We start from the raw sequence: 23,935 nt of genomic DNA, 5'->3' as shown, positions 1-23,935 counted from the left end.
CCACCCTAACCCTCCCCTTATAAAGGGGAGCCACTGCGCCATCGCGGCTTTGCCGACTTGAAGCACGTGGCGTGAGGGAACTCAATTTCTCTTATTTCCCCCCTTTATAAGGGGGAGCCACTGCGCCATCGCGGGTTTCCCGACTTGTAGCAAGTGGCGTGGACCAAGGGGGGTAATCATGTGATTAAAATGACAGCTAACCACTTTTCAAACATCCTCTTATAGATTCAGCCTACTATTTCGTTTGGTATGAATCGACTTTAAACTTAGATGGTTAAGTTTTTTTTAGAGGGCAGGAGACAGAATGCCCTTGCTTGTTTGCCTCCTACCTTCTGCCTTTGTTTCTAAACCAACCGTCTCTTATTTTGCAACTTCTGCCATTTGAATGACTGCTCCCAAGCCAGCACCCATTTCTTCTGGTGTAATTTTGCCATCTTTATTTGCGTCTAACGCATCGAATACAGCATCAGTACCCATCCATTCTTCACGAGTAATGAAGCCATCGCCATCTAAATCGTACACGTGGAAAATATCTTGGGTCGCATGGCTGAGGGTTGATTTTCCGTCCAAACGAGCCAGTCTTTCTGCTAGGAGTGTTTCCAAAGTTTCTAGCGCTTTGGTGAAACCTTTGATCCCTTCATCGAGTTTGTCGTTTGCCATGCGATCTGCCGCATGCATCTTGTCAAAGGTCGCTTTGTCCATCGGAATTTTTTCAATATCCGATGTTGCTGCTTTGCTAGGTTCGAGTTTGCGAGGTAAGTCTCCTATTGTCGCGTTTAACTCACCCAACAGCGCTGGAGAAATGGTTAGCAAGTCAGACCCAGCGAGTTCTATAATTTCCCCAATGTTGCGGAAACTAGCTCCCATGACTTCTGTTTTGTAACCAAATTTTTTGTAGTAGTTGTAAATTTTGGTGACAGATAAGACTCCTGGATCTTCAGCAGAAGGGTAACTATCGCGTCCGGTTTCTTTTTTGTACCAGTCAAGAATTCGACCTACAAACGGGGAAATCAACGTGACACCAGCTTCCGCACAAGCGATCGCTTGGTGAAGTCCAAACAACAAGGTCAAGTTGCAGTGGATACCTTCTTTTTCCAAAATTTCCGCAGCCCGAATTCCTTCCCAGGTAGCGGCAATTTTAATCAGGACGCGATCGCGAGAAACTCCCGCAGCTTGATACTGAGCAATTAAGTCCCGTGCTTTGGCAACAGTTGCTTCTGTATCGTAGGAAAGGCGTGCATCAACTTCTGTAGACACCCGACCCGGAATAATTTGTAAAATTTTCAAGCCAAAGGACACTGCCAAACGGTCAAATGCCAAAGCAGCTACATCTTTTTGACTTGCTCCCTGTCCTGCATCTTTTTGGGCTTGGAGTAAAGTCTGGTCAACAATGTCCCGATACTCTGGCATTTGTGCTGCAGCAGTAATTAGGGAAGGGTTGGTGGTAGCGTCTCGCGGCTTAAACTTTTCAATTGCTTGGATATCGCCTGTGTCAGCAACGACAACGGTAAACTCTCTTAACTGCTCCAGTAAATTTTTAGACATATATCCTCCTAGTTATGTTGGCGAGCGCACAAAAACAGCGTTGTTCGTCTTACGAGTACCTATCAACCTCTTACCATCTTAGATTGCACAGAGAACTGCTGCCATTGTTCTCAATCTCTGTCAAACTTGTTGGTAAGTGGAACTTCATCTCAAATCTATAAATTTCCGCAATAGCTTGAATTGACTTTAGATACAAACCTCAAAAATTAGATAGTTCTTAGTCAATGGTCAATAATATTGTCTGGAAATCCCCATTTTGTTTGTTTTTTTTAAGATTTTGTTGTTGATAACTGCATACTGCAAATGGAAAAAACAATCCAGCAAGCACAAATACCGTGAGGTAGAGCGTAAGAGCTATAATGAATAATCCACATCCCGGAGTCCTATTTGATTTTTGAACGACGTGTAGGGAAACCAGCCTCGTGCGCGTCTTTATGAGCGTTGAGAGGAACGGCTTTGGGCATTGCTAGCCCTACCGAGGTGGCTAACGCCATTCAAGTTCTGATAATATAACCTCTGCTCTTCTCTCCGCGTATGGTCGTGTTAAAGGTAATTTATTTAACTATTTATTCAAAAAATACACGTATAAAAGAGAAATCAAAAGCTGCTGGGAGCTAGAAGTTACCAGGATAGGAAATCAAAGTTTTGAAGAACAACAAGACTTTGGTATTAGGGTTATTAAAGCTTTTGGAGGTACAGTTTAATGTTAACCTTTGATGTGCAATCAATTTTAATTTCAATTCCTAATGAAGTCGCTTGGGAAAATATTATACAATTTGAAAAAATTGATGAACGAGTAGCGACAGCCAATATGTTGTGTCCTAACCTAATTGGGGTTAATGAAGGTTACATCGAATGGTGTCCTAATGATGAACCACCTAGTCAACTAGAAACTTTAACTTGGTGGTGGGTTATTCGTCCAGATTTAGGTGCAGCTATAGCTATTGAAGCTCCAGATGAACTGAAAGAAATTATTGGAAAATATATTTTAGAAAATTAACTTCTTTATTCTTCGTCTAACTCAGTTTCTAAAACAGTATAAATATCTTGTCTATCACCCTCAAGGGCGCATTCCGACACCCACAATCACAACAATAATTCTATTTCGCTCGACACGAGCGCTAACCTTGAAACTGACCTGTTAGAGCCTTTGTAAATCTTCACTTCAGGAGCGTTTTCCTACTAGGTACGACAGCAAAAGATTGACAATTTCTTGCTCGATCTGCCCATCACTTAAAAATTCTGGATGTTCAATGACTGCTGTATGCGCTAAAGATTCAACAACACATCCCAAAATAAAGACTGTCAAATCCAGGTTTTGTGGTTGAATGCGATCGCGCTGTTTCTCTAAATAAGCACGAACCAAGGTGTTAATTTGTTCTTCTGCATTTTTGACTTTCTTTAGCTTGCCAATTCGAGGTACTTCCTCGTTCAGCACTTTGTGTAACTTTGGATTCACTGCGTGAGCTGCAATGCACGCTTTTACTAATTCGCGGAAAACAACTTCTATTGGCTTGTCAAACGAATCTCTTAAATTTGATTCTACAATCTCAATCATTTCGTTAGCATGGCTCTCGGCAAGGGCTGCAACTAAAGCTTCTTTATTGGGAAAGTACTGATACAGCGAGCCGATGCTCACTCCAGCGCGTTCCGCAATTCGATTTGTACTAGCAGTATCGTAGCCCTCTTCAGTCAAAATGTGAGCCGTTGCAATCAAAATAGCATCGACTGTCATTTTAGAACGGTCTTGCTGTGGCAATTTACGAGGTTTTGTGGGAATTTTACGAGACATCTGACTCACTCAATGAAATGCGAGTTGATAAAAATGAGTTATGGCTCGTATTATACGAGTTATCGCTCACTTTTATTCCACAACAAGAACGAAGACCGAACAAGTCCACCTAGTTATCCGGATGGTTAAAGATTATGACAAGCTCGATTGTAACTAAATCAACATTCTTGGATGAAAAAGTACAAGCTGTTCTCGATCGCTTGCACGCTTTGGCAGATCTCAATGATGCGATCGCTATCCAGCAAGTTCTCAAGAGTGGTTTAGATTGGTACTCTGCTAGTTCCGAAGACAAGGCTGCAATGCTCAGCGAAGCTTTACTACCGATTTCAACAGATGTGGGAAAATTCATCTATGGAATAGCTCGTTCTATTTCCGCCAAACGTATAGTCGAATTCGGCACATCTTACGGTATCTCCACAATTTACCTTGCTGCTGCTTTGCGAGATATTGGTGGTGGATTGGTTATTGGTTCTGAACTTGAGAGTAACAAAGTTGCTCGTGCGACTCAAAATATTGCGGAAGCAGGATTATCTCAATTTGTGGAGATTCGTGCAGGGGATGCACTCCAGACGTTACGCCATCCAGGAGGCGTTGTAGATTTGTTATTTCTTGACGGCTGGAAAAATCTTTGTTTGGAGGTTTTACACCTTGTATCGGGTAACTTGCGATCGGGTTCTGTCATTCTCGCTGATGATTTAAGTCTTTTCCCTGAGGAACTTGCATCTTACTTAGAATATGTTCGCAATCCAGTTAATGGCTTTGTCTCAGTGACACTGCCTCTTGGTGATGGGCTTGAGTATTCTGTTAAACTTTAAACCGAGTTCGATGAAACTCTGTCTCACGTAGGTTGAAGACTGGAGGCGGAGCCTCTAGGAAGGCATTCCCAGGCTTCGCCTGGGAACGAGGGGTGTGAGGGAGGTTGTGAGGGCTAGTAACTGTAAACAAATTTCTCCTCTGATCTACTCATTCCTCCTCTTTTTTGAGTAGAGGTTGGCGATCGATCTCCGGTTCCGGTAAAGTTTTAATCCAGTCCTGAACGACTTCTGACATAGAGACTCCCAATGTTCGAGCAAGATTCTCCACCTTTTGCCGCTCTCGGTTGGTAAGTCTAACGACTAATCTATAATCTCTTGCCATTTTAGGACTTGTCCTGTTATACTAAATGTCATGCGAATAGTTTAACAAATAGCAGCAAAGGAGGTGAAGCGGATGCCGCAAGTTTATCAAACATATGTGACTCAGATTGAGAATAACTTGACTGGTGAGACGCGGACGCTTGAGATGTTAGAGGAGTTCTCCCCAGTAGCAGCAGAGATGTCACAAATAGCATTAGAAGGCTTGCAAAGTGATATGAAAAAGGAGAAGTTAAACTCCCAAATTCAAAACACTTTTGGCGTCAATAAGCGTCATGCTAATAGTGTCATTAATTTTGTGACGGGGGAATTGGAATCGGCTATTGAATGCAAGAAAAGACATCTAGATACACTAGACACCAAAATAAAATCAGTTAAGTCAGAAATTGAAAGGTTGAACAAACGACTGAAGAATCACAGGGAATATGCCCAAGCCGTAGAGAAGTATAATTTAGCCATCAAATATCCCCAAAAAACTAAAACGGGAACGTTAAAGAAAGTACCTGTACTTAAGAAAATTCCCGAGTTTGATAACGCTTGCCCTATTAACGGTAAGCCTCATGGTAAGACATATTTACAATTAGCTAAACAGCAGTTACACCAGAAAAAACGCCAATTGAAGATGTACTTAGACCGGAGAGCTGCATTTGTCCTTCGCGGTGTCAAGCCGAAGTTGGGAAACTTAGGAACGGTAACATTTGTTGGGAGTACCAACGAAACTAGCGGGAATCAAATATGTCAACTAACACCGGATGTTATCCCAAGTCTAAAAATCCGTGTCCCTTACTTTTTAGAAGCAACATATGGAGAATATCTGACCTTACCACTTTACAAAATTAACAAGCAAGGATACGACAATATAGTTACCGCTTGGGCATTAAACAACGCTCTCACTTATGTATTTAGCAGAAATAAAAAAGGGAAGTGGGTAGTCGCTATTACTTGTTTGGTCAACTTTTCTATCACTAGTAATGACAGAGCTTTCGGGTGCATAGGTTTAGATATTAATCCCGGAGCTATTGGATGGTGTGCGACCAACCGTCACGGGAATCCTATAGCTTGGGGAAAAGTCAATTTAGATTTACATTCATGCTCAACAGAACAAACTGAAGCCAGATTGGCTGGTGCTATTACAGAACTGACCAACAGAGCGCTAGCTACTAAAAAACCAATTGTTATTGAGAAATTAGACTTTTCTGAAAAGAAGCGGCAAGGTAAACGCGGTCGCAAATATAATCGGATGTTATCAGGTTTTGCTTATGCCAAGTTCAAAGAATTGTTAAAAGCTAGATGCTTAAAACTAGGCATCAAAATTATTGAGGTAAGTCCCAAATATTCATCTCAAATCGGCGTTGTCAAATATATGAGACGCTATGGCATGGGAAGTGATAGCGCTGCGGGTCTAGTTTTAGCGCGTCGTGGGATGAACATTTACTATGAGAGAATGCCAGCGAGATACGCCTTGCAGAGTTCGATTCAACCCGAACCTCGTCAGCACGTCTTTGCACACTGGCAGGGTTTCAATAAGCATTACTTGGAGGTAGGTTCTCGTAATGCTTGGTTCGGTACACCTACTCTTACAGGGTCTGCGGGTGACGGCTTGGCGAACACCGGAAATCTTGGGTTGACAAAGCTTCGGCACAAGCACGAGAGTTCTTCTCTCCATCCGTCTGTGAAGGCGTGAACCCTTCAAGGTAGGTTTGATTGACCGCTATCTTTCCGGTTGAATAGATTTGCTCATACGTGAGTAGATCTGAGTAGACTTTATCGAGCGGTAAGGTTTCTGATTTTATGCTGAAATGGGTTGTCCTATGGTATGCACTTTCACTAAGCTTGTGGTTCCTGACTTGCCAATGGGTACGCCTGAGGTGATGACGACTCTATCCCCTTCCTGAATCAGCCCTGTCTCTACAACAGTTTTTTCCACATTCATCAACATCTCTTCCGCAGTGTAAACTGATTGGATGAGTAAAGGTTCGACACCCCAAGAAATTGCTAGCTGACGGTAAGGAGTTTCGTCAGGGGTCAGAGCAAGAATTGGAGTTGTTGGACGGTATTTAGAAATAAGCCTTGCTGTATTGCCACTTGAAGAGTGACAAACGATTGCTTTGGCACCTGTTTCATAGGCGATACGGCAAACGGCTTCGGCTAGAGATTCAGTGACGCTGAGGCTTCCCGCATCGTAATTCCACAAGGACTGACGTGCGCCTTCTTTGAGAGAATTTTCTGTTCTCACAGCAACACTGTGCATCATTTTGACGGCTGCTACGGGATACTGTCCCACAGCAGTTTCTCCTGACAGCATGACTGCATCAGTACCATCTATAATTGAGTTGGCAACATCAGTGACTTCCGCACGTGTGGGATCGGGGGCGCTAATCATCGATTCCAACATTTGTGTGGCGGTAATTACGGGTTTCCCAGCACGGTTGCATCGGAGAATAATATCTTTTTGAATCAGGGGTACTTGCTCGATGGGCATTTCTACTCCTAGATCGCCACGAGCTACCATAATGCCGTCAGCTACTTCTATAATTTTATCTATATTCTCTACTGCTTCTCGTCTTTCGATTTTGGCGATGATGCGAATGTTTGCATTTGCTCCTTCAATCATCCTTTGTGCTGGTTCTAAGTCTTGAGGCGATCGCACAAAGGATACTGCCACTAAATCTACCCCTGATTGAATCCCAAAACGCAAGTCGCTTAAATCTTTTTCTGTGATGGAGGTTACAGGTAAACGTGTTTCTGGCAAATTCACGCCTTTGTTACTGGATATCAGACCCCCAATGATAACTTGTGCTCGGATTTTATCGGCATCGCGATCGCAAACCATGACTTTGATGCGACCATCATTAATTAGAATTGGTTCGCCACGTCGTACCATAGCGAACAGAGTTGGCAAAGGTAGGGGGATTTCGTCAGCACTTTTGCCTTCTTTTTGCAGTACAAAAGTCACTTCTTGACCCGTTTCTACAGTAATGCCTTCTGGTGGTACGGTTCCCAGTCGAATTTTAGGACCGCATAAGTCTTGCATTAAAGCAAGAGGTTTCTGTGTGGTATTATTAATTTGTCTGAGATGTTTGATGGTTTGACCGTGAAATTCGTGTTCTCCGTGAGAGAAGTTTAGCCTTGCTACATTCATACCTGCATCTACTAGGGATTGGAGTCTTTCGGGTGTAGATGTAGCGGGTCCAACTGTACAAATAATTTTGGTTCTACGCATGATGAAATATTTTGAAATCTGGTAGTGGAAATTCTGCGAGATCGTGTCCGGATGCATGCGCTAAAGCGCAACTACAAACGAATTATTTTATATATCATTAACCTTTGCCTTGGGGGAGAAGGGGTATAAGTTGAGTAATATTGCTCTTGCCAAAAATATTGTTTTATGTATCCTCAGTTTAATAACCGCCTACATTGTAGGCTTAATCTCGGGCTTCTGAACGTGTTTTATACAGCTAATTATGTAAATATTTGTAAACTTAATGTGATGCAAATAGTTATTAGTTCTCCCTTGCCGCCAGAAGATTACTTATGAGCGTAGGGTGGGCAATGCCCATCCTACTGTAGGAGTGGAATTTTAGAGCAGAAAGGGAGTTGTTAAGCTGCAACAGCAGTACGTTCTAACAAACCTTCTTTTTGTGCCATAGATAACATCAGGTCAATGACACGATTTGAGTAACCCCACTCGTTGTCATACCAGGCAACAACTTTGAAGAAGTTAGAGTTGAGTTCGATCCCCGCACCTGCATCAAAAATACTGGAATGGGAATCCCCCTGAAAATCTGTGGAAACGACTTCGTCTTCCGTGTAGCCTAAAATTCCTTTTAGCTCACTTTCTGAAGCCTCTTTCATAGCAGCACAGATTTCTTTGTAACTGGTGGCTTTAGCAGTTTTGAAAGTCAAATCAACAACAGAGACATCGGGAGTAGGAACCCGGAATGCCATACCGGTTAATTTACCTTTCAATTCTGGTAATACCAGTGCAACTGCTTTTGCTGCACCTGTAGAAGAAGGAATGATGTTCTGGGCTGCGCCACGTCCTCCCCTCCAGTCTTTTTTACTTGGGCCGTCTACGGTTGGTTGAGTTGCAGTCATTGCATGAACTGTGGTCATCAACCCTTCGGTTAAGCCAAATTTGTCATTGAGGACTTTAGCAACAGGTGCCAAACAGTTCGTAGTACAACTCGCATTGGAGACAACAGTGTCTTTTCCTGGGTCAAATAAGTCATGATTTACACCCACTAACAGAGTAGGTACTTTATCCGGATCTTTAGTAGGAGCGGAGAGTATAACTCGCTTTGCTCCTGCTTGCAGGTGGTTTGCAGCACCTTCAAAGGTAGTAAACAAACCCGTAGATTCCACAACGTAATCTGCACCTAATTTACCCCAAGGTAACTCTGCAGGATTCCGAACGGACACGCAAGGAATGAAACGTCCATTAACAACAATGCCATCTTCCTTTGCCTCGACCTGACCCTTATAACTACCGTGAGTTGAATCGTACTTCAACAGGTATGCCAAGTTATCTGGTGGTACTAGGTCGTTGATGCCAACAAACTCTATGTTGGGGTTGTCGATACCAGCACGAAACACAAGTCGCCCAATACGACCAAATCCATTGATGCCAACTTTCAGCTTACTCACGATGAAATCTCCTGTTTCGGGATTGGGATTGGGAGTTAGGGATAAGGAATTTTTCCAAATTTTCTATCCCTTCTTGACCCAATCCTGCCAATGTATGTTAGCGAAAGCCAAGTTTAATTGACATCTTTTAAGATTTGTGAGGAAGGGTTAGTGGTTCGTGGTTAGTGGTTAGTAGTTCTTTTAACAACCAACAACCAACAACTAACAACTAACAAATTCCTCTAATATGGCCACTTCCATTCACGAATTTCTGGCATATCTTCGCCGTACTTGTGAATGTAGTGTTTGTGCTCGATGAGCTTGTCTTGCAGTGCCTGCTTCACGTAAGCTGCTTTGTATCCCAGTGTCGGTACGCGATTTATCACGTCCATAGCTAAGTGGAAGCGATCTAAATCGTTGACGACTACCATATCAAAAGGTGTAGTTGTTGTTCCTTCTTCCTTATAACCCCTTACGTGGAGGTTTGCATGATTCTTGCGACGGTAGCTTAAACGGTGGATCAACCAAGGGTAACCGTGGAAAGCAAAGATAATTGGCTTGTCAGTGGTGAAAATACTATCAAAGTCTTTGTCACTCAGCCCGTGAGGGTGTTCGCTTTCAGGTTGAAGTTTCATTAAGTCTACCACGTTCACCACCCGCACCTTTAGGTCGGGGAAGTTCTGGCGAAGGATATCCACCGCTGCTAAGGTTTCCATCGTGGGAATGTCTCCCGCAGACGCCATCACCACATCTGGTTCGCTACCTTGGTCGTTACTTGCCCAGTCCCAAATACCAACTCCTTTGGTGCAATGCTTGATGGCTGCATCCATGTCAAGGTACTGTAAAGCTGGTTGCTTTCCGGCAACGATGACGTTGACATAGTTGCGGCTTCGCAGACAATGATCTGTTACCGACAGCAAACAATTTGCATCAGGCGGCAGATACACCCGAATGACCTTTGCTTTCTTGTTGACTACAACGTCAATGAAACCGGGGTCTTGGTGGGAGAAGCCATTGTGGTCTTGACGCCAAACGTGGGAGGTCAGGAGGTAGTTAAGGGAAGCAATTGGTCTGCGCCAGGGAATGTCAAGGCAAGTATCAAGCCACTTGGCGTGCTGGTTGAACTGGGAGTCTACGATATGAATGAACGCCTCGTAGCAGGAGAAGAAGCCGTGGCGACCTGTGAGAAGGTATCCTTCCAACCAGCCCTGACAAGCATTTTCACTGAGAATTTCCATCACCCGACCTTGGGGAGATAAGTGTGCGTCATATGGTAATCTCTCAGCGTCCCAAGTCCGGTCTGTTACCTCAAACACAGTATCCAAGCGATTAGATTTGGTTTCGTCAGGACCAAAGATGCGGAAGTTCTGGGATTCCATGTTGAATTTCATTACATCCCGCAGGAGTTTCGCCGACACCTTGGTGGCTTCGGCAATAGTTTTGCCCGGTTTGGAAACTTCAACGGCATAATTTTCAAACTCCGGCATCCTCAAGTCTCGCAGCAGAAGACCGCCATTCGCATGAGGATTATCACTCATACGTTGCTGTCCTTTTGGAGGCAGTTGTGCAAGTTCTGGGATCGGTTTGCCGTTCTCATCGAAGAGTTCTTCTGGCTTGTAACTTCTCATCCACTGTTCTAGGAGTTGGATATGCTCCGGCTTGCTTGCCAACTCTCCAAAGGGAACTTGATGCGATCGCCAGTAATCCTCTACCTTGTCGCCATCAACTTCTTTTGGTCCCGTCCAACCTTTGGGGCTTCTGAGGACAATCATTGGCCATTGAGAACGCTCTTTGTAACCATTGGTACGGGCATCTTCCTGAATTTCTTTGATTTCACGAATGACTGTATCTAGGGTTGCTGCCATCAGTTGATGCATGGTTTCTGGATCGGAGCCTTCCACAAAGTAGGGCTTGTAACCATAACCTACAAATAAGCTCTCCAACTCCTTATGGCTAATACGTGCTAGCACCGTCGGGTTAGCAATCTTGTACCCATTAAGGTGGAGGATGGGGAGCACTGCTCCATCAGACACGGGGTTAAGAAACTTGTTGGAGTGCCAGCTTGTAGCAAGAGGTCCTGTTTCCGCTTCTCCGTCGCCAACAACACAAGCAACGATGAGGTCGGGGTTATCGAAGGCTGCACCGTAGGCGTGGAATAAGGAATAGCCAAGTTCTCCACCTTCGTGGATAGAACCGGGAAGTTCGGGGGTGCAATGACTACCAACACCACCAGGAAAAGAGAACTGTATGAAGAGTTTTTTCATTCCCTCAGCATCCAGGGAGATGTTGGGGTAGTACTCGCTATAGGTACCTTCCAGGTAAGCGTTAGCGACGACTCCAGGACCACCGTGACCGGGACCTGCGATGTAAATCATGTTTAGGTCATTCTTTTTGATGACCCGATTGAGATGAACGTAGGTAAAATTCAATCCAGGAGTTGTCCCCCAGTGACCCAAGAGTCTGGGTTTGATGTGTTCTAGCTTCAGCGGTTCTTTTAGGAGTGGATTGTCGAGCAAATAGATTTGACCTACTGAGAGATAATTCGCTGCACGCCAATAGGCGTTCATCTTCTGCAGTTCGTCATCCGATAATGGCTTTGTTTGCAGAGGATTTGCTAAAGTCATATAAAAACTCCTTTACAAAAGGATGTTCGCAGATTCTCACGAGTAAGTTTATTTGCTACCAACATAAGGATCATCTTACCGATGACACAATACTATAAAACTTGCGGCTATATCAATCTTCTCCTAGGAAGGTAGATTTTTCTGAGGTACTACACTGTCACATTCTTTTTTCAAATCGGTATTTCATTTGTTGGGTAACGCTTGTGCTCAACCCAACCTACGAACCCTATCATAGAATCAGGCTTGTAAATAGTAAGGCGAACCGCGCTCCAAACTAATTGTGAATTTCCAGCAATCCCAATGGAGGTGTAATCTCAACACGACCCGCTTCTAAATCAACAATCGGCACAATTGCCGTTACAAAAGGAATCAAAACAGTCTTTTGTCCTTTGTCCTTTGTCCTTTGTCCTTTGTCGGGTGAAGTGTGTAGTTGCACCTCCAGCAAGTCATGCCCTGCAGAGAGCAAATCTACTACCGTTCCTACAAACTCGCCAGATTCTTGCAGATAGACTGACAAACCAATCAAATCCAAGACATGATACTCATCATCCGCCAATTGGGGGCGATCGCTCTCCAACACCAGTAACTTATAACCCCGCAATTCCTCAGCCCGATTGCGATCGCTTACCCCAGCTAACTTCACGACGTACAAATTTTTCCCTTCGACATTGCGTCCTGCTATCAACTCTACAGGTTGCGGTTCTATTTGACCCGGACACCACAACCACCGTTTTCCAGGAACCTCAAATCGTTCTGGAAAATCCGAGTTCGATCGCACGCGAACTTCACCACTTAATCCTTGTGGAGCAACAATTGTGCCAATTTCTATCCAACCATCAGGGAATTGATGGCGGGAGGGGGGGAGGGGGGAGGGGAGATTTTTCCTTATTCCCTTGTCCCTTGTCCCTTGTCCCTTGTCCTTCATTTCTTTCTCCTTGCTCTTCGCGTCTTCGTGGTTCATTAAGCACTAACAGTAGAAGTCTGATAAATCTGTTGTACAACCTTTGCTAAACGTTCCATACCAGTAGTAATTTCTTCATTGGTAGCAGTCAAGCTAATACGCACACACTGCTTTTTGTGTACCCATTCCTCTTCCAAGCCAGGGAAAAAGGTACTGCCAGGAACAACTATAACACCCACTTTCTTCAGTTCTTGATAAAGTTCCCAATCTATTATTGGCAAATCTTGCAACCACAACCAAGCAAATATCGCCCCTTCACCTCGATGGAGGAACCAAGGTAATGAGTTTGGCATGAACTCGTTCAAAGTGCTTTCCAAAACAGTAAACTTGTTCTGGTAGAAAGGACGAATCACAGAAGTGGAAATTTCTGCTAGCGTACCAGAGTCGATCGCGATCGCAGCAATCGCCTGTCCGTACCTTGATGCATGGATACAAGCATTGGTTTGAAAGCATTCCAAAACTTGAATCACTTTTTCATCCCCGATAGCGATTCCAATACGTTCTCCTGGTAACCCTGCTTTCGACAAACTCATGCAGTGAACGATCCCATCTCCAAAAATCGGCGTTAATTCAGTGAAGTTCAATGCTGGGAAAGGAGGACCGTATGCTGAGTCAATAAATACTGGTACATCATGAGGTGCAGCCAAAGCAGCAATTTTTTTCACCTCATCATCAGTGAGGACATTACCTGTAGGGTTGCAGGGACGAGAGAATATAATACATCCCGTTTTTTCTGTAATCGACAAGTTGCTAAAGTCCGGGCGGTATTTAAACTGGTGCGCTCCTGCATTTATATCTAGTGTTGGCTTGTAAGCAATCAGTGATTCTGGTACTAGAGTCACGCCACCATAACCCGTGTAGTCCGGGCTGAGGGGTAAAACAATTTTTTTCAGTTCTCCATCAGTGGTGTAGCCGCCAAACGCATTAGCCGCATAGAAGTAAAGACTTTGACTCCCTGGGGTAATCAAGATGTTGCGATCGCTCAACTTTAACCCAAAGCGGTGATTAAAATCATTGACAACAGCCTCAATCAATGGTGCATAACCCTGGCTCGATCCGTAGCGGCAAACGACCTCACCATAATCTGGGCTAGAGAGCAATTGTGCAGTACAATCTCGCCATAACTGCTCAACTTCTGGCAAAATCAAAGGATTGCCAGCACTCAAATTTATCAACTGCCCCGTACTAGATTGTAAAGTTTCGATAATGTCCTTCATAATGGCTCTAACGCCAGTTAGTTTGGACATATTAACGCCGAATTGAGTCAGGGCAGGGTTCATAAGCGATACAAAATGACTGTTAATTTAGTAAATGGACATATTTAGGGCATTATTGCTGCTGACAACAGAAGTTTGCCAAGAGCCACACTGCCACTTATTTACCACTGTAACTAGAGAATAGGGCGATCGTACAGCAGTAGTTCCTTTATAACTGTTCTCGCCTGTAGAATAAAGATACAAATTTGATAAAAAATACATAGTACAGTATGCAGCTTAGCTCACAGCAGTTTTCAGATAAATAAACCACATTATTGTGGTACGGGTGTCCCCACCGTACTACATGGGAAAGCTGTGGTTCATTTGCCTAAAAACTGTTGTAAGATTCACAATTCAATGCCTCCCGCATACTACAAGAAAATTCGTTACTTTCAGTAGAATAGAAAACACCGAATGAAGGAGGCAGAAGTATGATTTTTCTCTTTGAGGAAAGACCATCAGACTCATCCTTTGTAGAAACGATCTGGCGGACTCAAAGTGAGGGGGCTGGCTCTTTTACTTCTGTCGCTGTTAACCATTGGGAAATGGTGATAACAAAGCAACATGGCAAGACAACCTTAACGGTGCGGGGACCAGAGACGAAAGCTTCGACCGCACATTGCCCTGAAGACGCTGAATTTTTTGGCATCCAGTTTAAGCTGGGCATATTTATGCCCCATCTACCTCTGAAGAATCTCGTGAATCAATCGCTGACCTTATCTGAGGCAACGAGTCGATCCTTCTGGTTAAATGGTTCTGCATGGCAATTCCCCGACTATGAAAATTCAGACACATTTGTTAATAAACTTATACATGACGGCTTGCTCGTTCGCGAACCAATTGTAGATGCTGCATTACAAAGTCAATTGCCAGAACTTTCCCTACGTTCCATACAGCGTCGTTTCTTACAAGCTACAGGATTAACTCACAGCGCTATTCGTCAAATCGATCGCGCTAGACAAGCAGCAGCGCTCCTAGAGCAAGGTATGTCCATCCTCGATACCGTTCATGTCACTGGCTATAGCGACCAACCTCACATGACAAAAGCGCTTAAACACCTGCTCGGACAAACGCCTGGTCAAATTGCTCGTCTGAATTAATTGGAAAGGTTGTCGTTTTTATACAAGACAATCCCTGCAATCCCTAATTACGATATTAACCAGCCACAGGAGGTGCTAAGCTGTTGCGCTTTAAAGAGTGTCTAAAAAGGCGGGCGAGGACGCTTACCCCACAAGACTTAAATTTACTAAAGCGAGACAATTTCATGACAACGGAAAACACGACAATGAGAAAATTAAAACTCCAAGTTCAAATGACCGTTGACGGATACATTGCGGGACCAAATGGCGAAATGGACTTTATGGTGTGGAATTGGGACGACGAATTAAAACAATATGTCAATGATATAACTGAACCTGTTGACTGCATTATCCTTGGACGAAAACTTGCCGAAGGGTTCATCCCTTACTGGGCTACTGTAGCTGCAAATCCGGACGATCCGGAATTTACAACAGGTAAGAAATTTACGGACACACACAAAGTTGTTTTTACCAACACGCTTGATAAGTCAGAATGGAACAATACCGTTTTAGCAAAAGGCAACCTTGTTAACGAAATCACTAAACTAAAAAAACAAGACGGTAAAGACATCATTGCTTATGGCGGTGCGACCTTTGTATCGGCTCTAATGAAACAAAAATTGATCGACCAGTTTCATTTATTCATTAATCCAACTGCAATTGGTAACGGAATGACAATTTTCAAAGCACTTGACAGCAAACAAAATCTGACATTAGTAAAATCTACACCATTTGACTGCGGGATTGTTGTTCTTAATTACGAGCCGAAACGCGACTAAAGATAAATCATGGTTTTAAGTGAAGCACATCTTTATCAGCGTGCTTTGCTGTGCATCTGCGGTTAGTTCAATATCCGGTACCTCACAACAGTAAGAATTGCCATAAACCATACTATGCTCTTGTGGTACTGGTGTCCTCGCTCGCTGAGGGGGCAGGCGAACCCCACTCCATGTAGTCCATGAACCTGAAAATTAAACACATGAAGCCATCCTTTGTTGAGTACACTCAAGTGAGTTAGTGTAGCTGATACAGGAAGACTCAACTTGGAAGTTAAAGCAGCAGTGGCTCACGGTGCCGATAAACCGTTAACAATTGAAACCGTTCAACTTGATGGACCTCGTGCAGGGGAAGTGATAGTTGAAATTAAAGCCAGTGGTGTTTGCCACACGGATGCATATACCCTTTCTGGTGCCGATCCTGAAGGTTTATTCCCAGCAATTTTGGGACATGAAGGTGCTGGGGTGGTTGTAGAAGTTGGGGAAGGTGTCACGAGTCTTAAGCCTGGTGACCATGTGATTCCTCTCTACACGCCAGAATGCCGCCAGTGCGAATATTGTCTTAGCATGAAAACAAATCTCTGTCAAGCAATTCGTGCGACACAAGGACGTGGTGTTATGCCCGATGGTACCAGTCGCTTTTCAATTGATGGGCAGATGATTCACCATTATATGGGGACATCTACGTTTGCCAATTATACAGTCTTGCCAGAAATAGCCGTAGCAAAAATTCGTGAGGACGCACCTTTTGATAAGGTTTGTTATATTGGTTGTGGTGTAACAACAGGTATTGGTGCTGTTATCAATACAGCTAAAGTGGAACCAGGAGCCAATGTTGTGGTTTTTGGATTGGGTGGTATTGGCTTAAATGTCATCCAAGCTGCAAAGATGGTAGGAGCCGATATAATTGTGGGAGTTGATATTAACCCCAAGAAAAAAGCTTTGGCGGAAAAGTTTGGTATGACTCATTTCGTTAATCCAAAAGAAGTTGAGGGCGACTTAGTTCCCTATCTTGTTGAGTTAACTAAGGGTGGTGCTGATTACAGTTTTGAATGCATCGGCAATGTAAACGTCATGCGCCAAGCATTGGAATGTTGCCATAAAGGTTGGGGTGTCAGTGTAATTATTGGTGTTGCGGGTGCAGGGCAGGAAATTAGCACTCGTCCGTTTCAACTTGTGACAGGGCGAGTCTGGAAAGGTTCGGCATTTGGTGGGGCAAGAGGGCGTACTGATGTGCCAAAAATTGTGGATTGGTATATGCAGGGCAAAATCAACATCGATGATTTAATTACTCACGTTATGCCAGTGGAAAGCATTAATGACGCTTTGCATTTGATGCATGAAGGCGAATCGATTCGTAGTGTGGTGACTTTTAATTAAATGTAGTAGCGCATCTAGGCTAATTTGTTGGGTAGAAATTAATCGGTTAATTAGTCTACAATCCTTTCCCCCCTGCGCCCCTGCCCCCTGCACCAGAGCAGCCTCAACCTAACATTTTAAGGTGGATGTGGTAGTAGGGTGGGCATAGAAGCGCCCTGTCAAGGTGACTCACAAAATTTTGATTCAGCCGACAATTTCTCATCTTTTTTCTCTGCGACTATTAATTTCCTGAAATTTTAATCCACCTTGACAGGGCTAGGTGGGCAGTGCCCACCATTTGACTATTTGGGCATTTAGTATTGCTGCTAAATCCTGGTGGGATATCGCTAACAGGAGCAGGCAAGCACAAGCTAGAAATCATCAAAAATAGACAGATATGGGCTTGAGTTGTTCTATGTACCTACCTGCTCGATTAGTATCGCCCATATTATTGATTTCGTTAATAAGGAATAATAGGGTGGGGTAATTTCGACTTGGATTACCCCCCTTAATCCCCCCTTATAAAGGGGGGAAACTAGATTTCTTGTTCCCTCCCCTTTCCAAGGGGAGGGCTAGGGTGGGGTAATTTCGACTTGTGTGTACACCGCAGCAAGGCATCGGGGGGATGAAAGGGGGGTGTACCTCATTCAGATGCAAAGCGCTGTATCATCCCGATCGCACTAAAATAACATGGGCGAAGACGTAAAAAATTAATTATGTCAAAAGTTGGAAGCCATAATTAAAAATTACTGAGAGAATAGAGAAAATTCTATGGTTTGCACTTCAACCGCCTTTTAGGGGCGGTTTTATCTGTTAGCTTCAGGCATTAGCTTGAGGTTTCCATGTACCGTGGAAACTGTGGGGAATAACGCTTGGCAATTCCAGTTTGCACGCAGGTTCTTCGTCTAAACGATCTGCATCATAAACCCAAACTTCACTACAATCGCAATTCCCATCATACACAACTGTCATCACCCAACCTTTTTCAGGATTTTGGGAATCTGGAGTGTAAATTGGTTCTGAAGGATAGCGATTTTCACCACTATCTGCAACTGTCAGAGTATCTGTTTTGTGGTCAAAACGGGCGATCGCACCGAAGATTTCTTTTCGAGAATCGACTCCAGTACGATGTAGCGTGAGATAAGTTTGACGGCTGGTTTGTCCCTGGTGTTGTGGCGGTACAACTGGAAACTCACAATGACGATCCATAATTTCTGCCATTGCTTTTACCTTGACTGAAATAGGATCGAGGCACATTCTCCATAACGTGCTAACTGCTAGGGTATGAGTTTCTCCCGTTGCAACTTCCCTTAAATACTGGTTAGTCTGAAAATTTGGATACCTGACCATATCCACAATAACCGATCCGCTAGCATCTACATAACCGTTAGCAAAATGCCACTGATACCAAGGTTCAACTTCACCCTGACTAACCACTTGCAGTGTGTGGCGGTCAACGACTAAAATTTGAGTTCCCTTGTTTGATTGCCACTCCAAACAATGACCAAAGTCACTCAATCCTATGGCGGTAGGTAAAAGGTTAAGCCGCACGGGGGGAATACAAAAGATAAGATATTGCCCTGCAAAAACAAAATCATGCACCAATGGCACTCCCTCTAGAATATGGGATGCTTTTTGCACAATTTTACCCGTGCGATTGCTCCTATAAATATTGAGTGTTGCATTTAATCCTGGGGTGATGCCAAAGTTAAAAATTTCCCCTGTCTGGGGATCTCGCTTGTAGTGGGCAGAATAAGGCATTCCCACCGTTAACCCACCTAAATCATCTTCACCAAGAGTTGCCAAATTCTGCAAATCAAGACTGTGAGGTTTACCACCTTCCCACAATGCCAAAAGTTTATCAGGTAGCGCTAATACATTAGTATTGGCAGCATTCTTAATTGGTTTCAACCATTGATTCCATATTGGTCCGGGTGCAGTCATGCCATAATTGCCATAAACCAATCGACCGTTTGCTTCTTCTTCTTGATAACCCGCCGTTTGTACGTAGCGATATACCCCTGTTGCACCTGAATCCGTAAAATGTACGGCAAGAATGGCTCCATCACCATCAAACCAATGCCCTACATGAACACCACCGCGCTCCAATCTTGCAGGACCATTACGGTAAAGTGTACCTCGCAAACCTTCAGGAATTTTGCCAGACAGGATTTGCAGTTGGGTTGGTGGAAATTCCTTGGCAGGTTGGGCTAGGGCTTTTGCCCACGCTTTTTTTGTTGACTTTTTTTTGTCAATGGTTTGCATGAATCGCTCTTAACCGTACTAACAACCAGAGTAGAGATATTGCACCTCTAGCATCTAATTATTGATACATTTTTGTTACACTGCTTCATTCGATAGCAAGAGAAGCTAAGTCAGCCGATGCAAATAATTTGGTTCGTACTAGCGAGATTTTGCCTTTCTTTGTATACTTCAATACAGTTCAGTTAAGGATAATTGTAGGTTGGGTAGAGCGATCGCTTTACTCAACAAACTCCGCGAGAATGTTGGGTTTCGTTCCTCAACCCAACCTACGCAATAGAACCGTATTGTACTATACTTGTGTACTGACAAACTGTTGAGCTAACTCCAAGAGCAGATCGAGACGAAAATTAATCAATTGTTCAAAACACGCAATGCTTCGCATTGAGGGTAGCAAGTTTTACTGAGATTTTCTTGAGAATTTATAGTGAAAATTCTCTTTTGCAGCCAATTTTGTGCTGTAAAAACACTTCAATGGGAACATAGTTGTTGAATTGTCGTCTACATTTTAGGCTATTGACTTGAATGACAACATATGCTAAAAAGCTTGAAAGCTTTGCAAAAAATTAACAGAAAATTTGTTGTTAATTTAGCGATTTTGACTCTGACAGTTATAGTGGGTTGTGCTTCGCTACCCACAATCAATGCCGATTCACGTCAAGGTAATGCCAACTCACCTCAAGGTAATGTCATATTCATTCATCCTGATGGTACGAGTGCATCGCATTGGGGTGCAGCCCGAATGCTTTACTATGGTCCTGATGGCAGATTGAATTGGGATAAAATGTCCAATCTCGCTGTCTACCTGGGACATATGAAAAACCAACTGACAGGAACTTCCAATGCTGGTGCAGTTACCCATGCAACAGGAGTGAAAGTGAATGCAGACTCCTATGGCTTAGATGAAGCGGGGCAACCAGTGGTAGCAGCATCCGGTCAACGTAAGACTATTATGGAGGAAGCCATAGCAGCAGGAAAAGCAACTGCGATCGTCAACTCCGGTATTATTCCCGAACCAGGAACTGGTGCATTTTTAGCCAAGTCAGCAAGCCGCCGTAATTTTGATGAAATTACCAAACAAATTGTTGAGTCTGGTGCAGATGTGATTTTGGGAGGTGGTGAAGCGTGGTATCTTCCCAAAGGAACTGCGGGAAGACACATAACTGCAGAACAAGCTCAACGTACTGACGGATTGAATTTGATAGAACTAGCAAAAAGCAAAGGTTACACCGTTGTTTACACTCGTGATGAACTTTTGAAATTACCAAGCAATACTAAGAAGGTTTTGGGGATTTTTGCGGCTGAAGATACTTACAACGACGCTCCAGAGGAAGAGTTGAAAAAGCAGGGTTTGGCGTTGTATGTTACCACCGCGCCAACGGCTGCTGAAATGCTGCAAGCAACTCTTAAAGTTGTATCGCAGAACCGCAATGGTTTCTTGATTGTGTTGGAAGAGGAAGGTAGCGATAATTTTTGCAATTATAACAATGCTGTAGGTTGCATTGAAGCAATCAAAAGAGCTGATGATGCGATCGGTGTAGCCATGAATTTTATTGAAAAGAACTCCAATACTCTCCTGGTGACTGCTGCGGATAGCGATGCTGGGGGGTTAGAAGTTGTAGGAGTGAGAGTTCAAGATTTTCCAATCGATAAACCCGTTCCTGAAAAAACTGATAATGGCGCACCTCTAGATGGTAGGGAAGGTACAGCAACATTACCATTTGTCTCTGCACCCGATAAACAAGGATCGCGCTTTCCCTTTGCTGTTGCTTGGTCGGGTTTTAACGATAATTCGGGAGCAATTGTTTCCAAAGCACATGGGTTAAATGCAAATTTGTTGAATGGAACTGTTGATAATACTGCTATTTATCGTTTGATGTACCGTACTCTCTTTGGTAAGGAAATCCCACAGCAGTAAATATTTTTCCTTGAACGATAATTTTGCTTTAAGAAGTAGGCAAGCGCCCTTTGCCTACTTCTTATATCTTTATGCGATGATAATTATTTTTATGAAGAGCCTTTAGCATAAATCAGTAAACTTTTGTACTGACCAATTAGTCTAATTTTGCCAGCTTCTTCAAAAGATTTAACGATTTCAGAACATTTCACGGCGAACTTTGGCTCGTTCCAAGCGAATGAACGCGAATAGAATAAAATTTTTCCATCAGGATTAAGCTTATCTAGAAATAGCTGCAATAGAGATTCATCATTATGATGAACAAAGGGAGCATCTTCACGTATATAAAATTCACATAAGTGAAAGAGGTTAACAATATCTAGCTGTGGTAAATTGTTAGCTGTTAATGTGTAAATGTTTCCAAAAATGACTTTATAATACTTTGCCAGTACCCTATTCTTAAGGACTAACCGGACGTATGCTTGGTGTTCGGGAGCAGAGGCTGTAATGCCGATAATCTCATTTGGTCGGTTTAGATTCTGATTTTCTAGACCAATAATATGGTGTACACCTGTACCAAAATGGAAGATAGTTTTCCCCTCAATCTTTGATTCCTTAATATACTCCACAAATTCTATATCACACGGGCAGCTTTTTGGATCTAGTTTCCAAGATGAATATTTCTGGTAGTAAAACATCCCAACGATTGAAGGTATTCCTGGTCGTCTAATCTTAATTGTGTAAAGTATCTTCTTTAGAAGAGGATTTTGGGATATAATATTAAGATTTAGGGCACCCATGTTATTTTCTCCTAAGAAATAAAACCTAAAATTGTGAATTTCTCATAGAGATTACAACTACTGCCATCTTGTTACAAGCGACTTTACAACGAATTCATGTGACTGCATACTAGTTCTATGATAAATTCATACAAAATTTATGTGACTGCATGCTAGTTCTATGATAAGTTCGCGTAGGAAATAAGTAGGGTGTGCAATGCCCACCACAAGTGTTAGTTGGTGGGCATTGCACACCCTATGTGTAGTTCAAAAATCAAATAGGATTGCTATATTCCTTGTAGTATTGACTTATGAATAACTTTTTAGTTTACTGAACTCTGCATAACATTCCATCTAAGAAAACTTCATAAAAACTTTAAAAAAAAGCTGCCTCTTCTTTAGATACTCTATTTAGTAAAAGCAACATTTGCGTACAAGATAATACAAAACTCATTGGAGGATTTGTGGTGAAAACGTGTAAAGCTTTTGCACTGTTTGCGATTTGTGCTGTGTCAACATTCAGCGTTCCTGCCTCAAGTCTACATCCAGTAGCGGCTGAACAAGTTGATACCCATAGTTACCGGGCTGATTTCCGCAAGTTTGCTGGTACTTATCTCATAACTGTATCCACATCAAATGGTGAATTTGCATCCCGCTCAATTATTACGTTTACACAAGATGGCAACTTCTTTGTTGTTGATTCGAACCAAGGGGGTGTTCCAGGTCAATTCAATCCTTTCAGCGATTCACAAGGTAGTTGGAAATATAGTGATAATCAAGAGATTATTGCAACAGCACTTAATTTCAGTTATCCGGGAAGTTCTGGTTCCGCCGGCATTGCTCGACAAAATTATCGTGTAACTTTCAATCCTCAAACTAAAACATTGCAAGGGGAGATCACGCTTCGTTTTTACGATTTAAAGGCAAATCCTCTAGAAACGAATGCTCCAGTTGCAGGAACGTTTACCTTCACAGGACAGCGAGTTAATGCTAAGTAGATTATCTTAAATAACTGGTTTACCCATGAAAATTAATGTGGTAGACCACTAGTAGTCTGTCAAGCCAAAATTGACGGGTTAAGGCAAGCTTCGGGAGCAGAGGAAGCACAGGGAGAAAGAGATTTTTCTTGCTGCTGTGAACCCAGCAGGCGTTAATGTGACGGACTACTAGTACTACAACGAGACTTTAACGCTTGCCCTGTGGTGTTGTGGGTAGGGGAATGAGAAAGGGCAAGCGATAAGCTGTTATAGGTCGAGTCTGCCATACCATTTAACTATAATTTAACTTTTAATTAACTAAAATATCTTCAATGTATAATTTAGTTTTAAATACATTGACAATCTGTTTAATCAATAAAATAAAAACTCCTGATTTTATAAAAATTTTTCACTTTTTATATAAAAAAATATGGTTCTTTCGTACAAAGCGCGTGCCTGCTTTATGATTACAGTCGATAACTTTCCTTTAAAATCAAGGCTTACAGGCACTTACAGTCGCGGATTTCAACCCGAATACGTTTGTTGCGGTCAATAATGGCTGTAATAGAAGCCCCGTAAAGATTTCAAGCTGATTTTTCAAATAATTTAGCACGCTAATTACGCAAGAACCGCTTTTCAATCCAAAATCCAAAATCCAAAATCCAAAATCCAAAATCCAAAATCCAAAATCCAAAATGAGTACCGTTAGGGACTGGGGAAGAGTGATGCTCTCTCGCCTCTCTCGCCTCTCTCGCCTCTCGTTCCCAGGCGGAGCCTGGGAATGCAAACTGCGAGGCTCTGCCTCGCAAGCAAGCTAGAGCACAGGAGGCGGAGCCTCCCGTAAGGCATTCCCAGGTAGAACCTGGGAA

19 protein-coding genes are annotated in these 23,935 nt (G+C 43.1%); 8 read left to right on the top strand and 11 right to left on the bottom strand.

Annotation, left to right across the window (positions count from 1 at the left end):
• Positions 1-360 precede the first annotated feature (360 nt).
• Positions 361-1,545: a transaldolase gene (locus F7734_RS21920; protein ID WP_155746646.1), complete on the bottom strand. Its 1,185-nt coding sequence runs from the start codon at positions 1,543-1,545 to the stop codon at positions 361-363.
• A gap of 703 nt (positions 1,546-2,248) precedes the next feature.
• On the opposite strand from F7734_RS21920, the gene F7734_RS21915 reads away from it, so the two are divergent.
• Complete coding sequence (locus F7734_RS21915) at positions 2,249-2,545, top strand: hypothetical protein (RefSeq protein WP_155746645.1); 297 nt, start codon at positions 2,249-2,251, stop codon at positions 2,543-2,545.
• Between the two features lie 165 nt (positions 2,546-2,710).
• Here F7734_RS21915 and F7734_RS21910 read toward each other — a convergent pair whose 3' ends face one another.
• Positions 2,711-3,337 (bottom strand): TetR/AcrR family transcriptional regulator, encoded by a 627-nt coding sequence (locus F7734_RS21910; RefSeq protein ID WP_155746644.1) that lies wholly within the window; start codon positions 3,335-3,337, stop codon positions 2,711-2,713.
• Positions 3,338-3,471: 134 nt separating this feature from the next.
• Here F7734_RS21910 and F7734_RS21905 point away from each other — a divergent pair, with 134 nt between their 5' ends.
• The gene (locus F7734_RS21905; protein WP_155746643.1) at positions 3,472-4,152 is read left to right on the top strand and encodes a class I SAM-dependent methyltransferase; all 681 of its coding nucleotides are present in this window, start codon (positions 3,472-3,474) and stop codon (positions 4,150-4,152) included.
• A gap of 148 nt (positions 4,153-4,300) precedes the next feature.
• Here the strand turns inward: F7734_RS21905 and F7734_RS21900 are convergent, their stop codons facing one another.
• Positions 4,301-4,474, bottom strand: coding sequence for a DNA-binding protein (locus F7734_RS21900; protein WP_155746642.1), 174 nt, complete (start codon positions 4,472-4,474; stop codon positions 4,301-4,303).
• A gap of 72 nt (positions 4,475-4,546) precedes the next feature.
• On the opposite strand from F7734_RS21900, the gene F7734_RS21895 reads away from it, so the two are divergent.
• Complete coding sequence (locus tag F7734_RS21895) at positions 4,547-6,154, top strand: IS200/IS605 family accessory protein TnpB-related protein (RefSeq protein WP_155746641.1); 1,608 nt, start codon at positions 4,547-4,549, stop codon at positions 6,152-6,154.
• 105 nt (positions 6,155-6,259) lie between these two features.
• On the opposite strand, the gene pyk is transcribed toward F7734_RS21895, so the two are convergent.
• From pyk to F7734_RS21865, 6 genes are all read right to left on the bottom strand, one after another.
• Positions 6,260-7,693 (bottom strand): pyruvate kinase, encoded by a 1,434-nt coding sequence (pyk, locus tag F7734_RS21890; RefSeq protein WP_155746640.1) that lies wholly within the window; start codon positions 7,691-7,693, stop codon positions 6,260-6,262.
• Between the two features lie 377 nt (positions 7,694-8,070).
• Entirely contained in the window at positions 8,071-9,117 is a 1,047-nt protein-coding gene (gap, locus tag F7734_RS21885) for a type I glyceraldehyde-3-phosphate dehydrogenase (RefSeq protein ID WP_166482061.1), read from the bottom strand.
• Positions 9,118-9,338: 221 nt separating this feature from the next.
• Entirely contained in the window at positions 9,339-11,720 is a 2,382-nt protein-coding gene (locus F7734_RS21880) for a phosphoketolase family protein (protein ID WP_155746639.1), read from the bottom strand.
• A gap of 274 nt (positions 11,721-11,994) precedes the next feature.
• Positions 11,995-12,681 (bottom strand): ribosome maturation factor RimM, encoded by a 687-nt coding sequence (gene rimM / locus F7734_RS21875; protein ID WP_155746638.1) that lies wholly within the window; start codon positions 12,679-12,681, stop codon positions 11,995-11,997.
• On the bottom strand, positions 12,681-13,961 hold the full coding sequence (locus F7734_RS21870) for a valine--pyruvate transaminase (protein ID WP_155746637.1): 1,281 nt from the start codon (positions 13,959-13,961) through the stop codon (positions 12,681-12,683). Before F7734_RS21870 ends, rimM begins: the two co-directional genes overlap by 1 nt.
• 24 nt (positions 13,962-13,985) lie before the next feature.
• The gene (locus F7734_RS21865; protein ID WP_155746636.1) at positions 13,986-14,159 is read right to left on the bottom strand and encodes a hypothetical protein; all 174 of its coding nucleotides are present in this window, start codon (positions 14,157-14,159) and stop codon (positions 13,986-13,988) included.
• 209 nt (positions 14,160-14,368) lie between these two features.
• Between F7734_RS21865 and F7734_RS21860 the strand changes: the two genes are divergently transcribed.
• From F7734_RS21860 to F7734_RS21850, 3 genes are all read left to right on the top strand, one after another.
• Complete coding sequence (locus F7734_RS21860) at positions 14,369-15,037, top strand: helix-turn-helix domain-containing protein (protein ID WP_155746635.1); 669 nt, start codon at positions 14,369-14,371, stop codon at positions 15,035-15,037.
• A 164-nt stretch (positions 15,038-15,201) separates the two neighbouring features.
• On the top strand, positions 15,202-15,795 hold the full coding sequence (locus F7734_RS21855) for a dihydrofolate reductase family protein (RefSeq protein ID WP_207714172.1): 594 nt from the start codon (positions 15,202-15,204) through the stop codon (positions 15,793-15,795).
• 264 nt (positions 15,796-16,059) lie between these two features.
• Positions 16,060-17,172, top strand: coding sequence for an S-(hydroxymethyl)glutathione dehydrogenase/class III alcohol dehydrogenase (locus F7734_RS21850; protein WP_155746633.1), 1,113 nt, complete (start codon positions 16,060-16,062; stop codon positions 17,170-17,172).
• Positions 17,173-17,970: 798 nt separating this feature from the next.
• On the opposite strand, the gene F7734_RS21845 is transcribed toward F7734_RS21850, so the two are convergent.
• The gene (locus F7734_RS21845; protein WP_155746632.1) at positions 17,971-19,416 is read right to left on the bottom strand and encodes a carotenoid oxygenase family protein; all 1,446 of its coding nucleotides are present in this window, start codon (positions 19,414-19,416) and stop codon (positions 17,971-17,973) included.
• 532 nt (positions 19,417-19,948) lie between these two features.
• Between F7734_RS21845 and F7734_RS21840 the strand changes: the two genes are divergently transcribed.
• Complete coding sequence (locus tag F7734_RS21840; protein ID WP_155746631.1) at positions 19,949-21,331, top strand: alkaline phosphatase; 1,383 nt, start codon at positions 19,949-19,951, stop codon at positions 21,329-21,331.
• 89 nt (positions 21,332-21,420) lie between these two features.
• On the opposite strand, the gene F7734_RS21835 is transcribed toward F7734_RS21840, so the two are convergent.
• Entirely contained in the window at positions 21,421-22,110 is a 690-nt protein-coding gene (locus F7734_RS21835) for a hypothetical protein (protein WP_155746630.1), read from the bottom strand.
• 446 nt (positions 22,111-22,556) lie between these two features.
• On the opposite strand from F7734_RS21835, the gene F7734_RS21830 reads away from it, so the two are divergent.
• Complete coding sequence (locus F7734_RS21830; protein WP_155746629.1) at positions 22,557-23,087, top strand: hypothetical protein; 531 nt, start codon at positions 22,557-22,559, stop codon at positions 23,085-23,087.
• Positions 23,088-23,935: the final 848 nt, after the last annotated feature.

Source organism: Scytonema sp. UIC 10036 (assembly GCF_009725235.1).
Note: the sequence above shows the minus strand (reverse complement) of the source record. Positions and strands in the feature narration are given on the sequence as shown.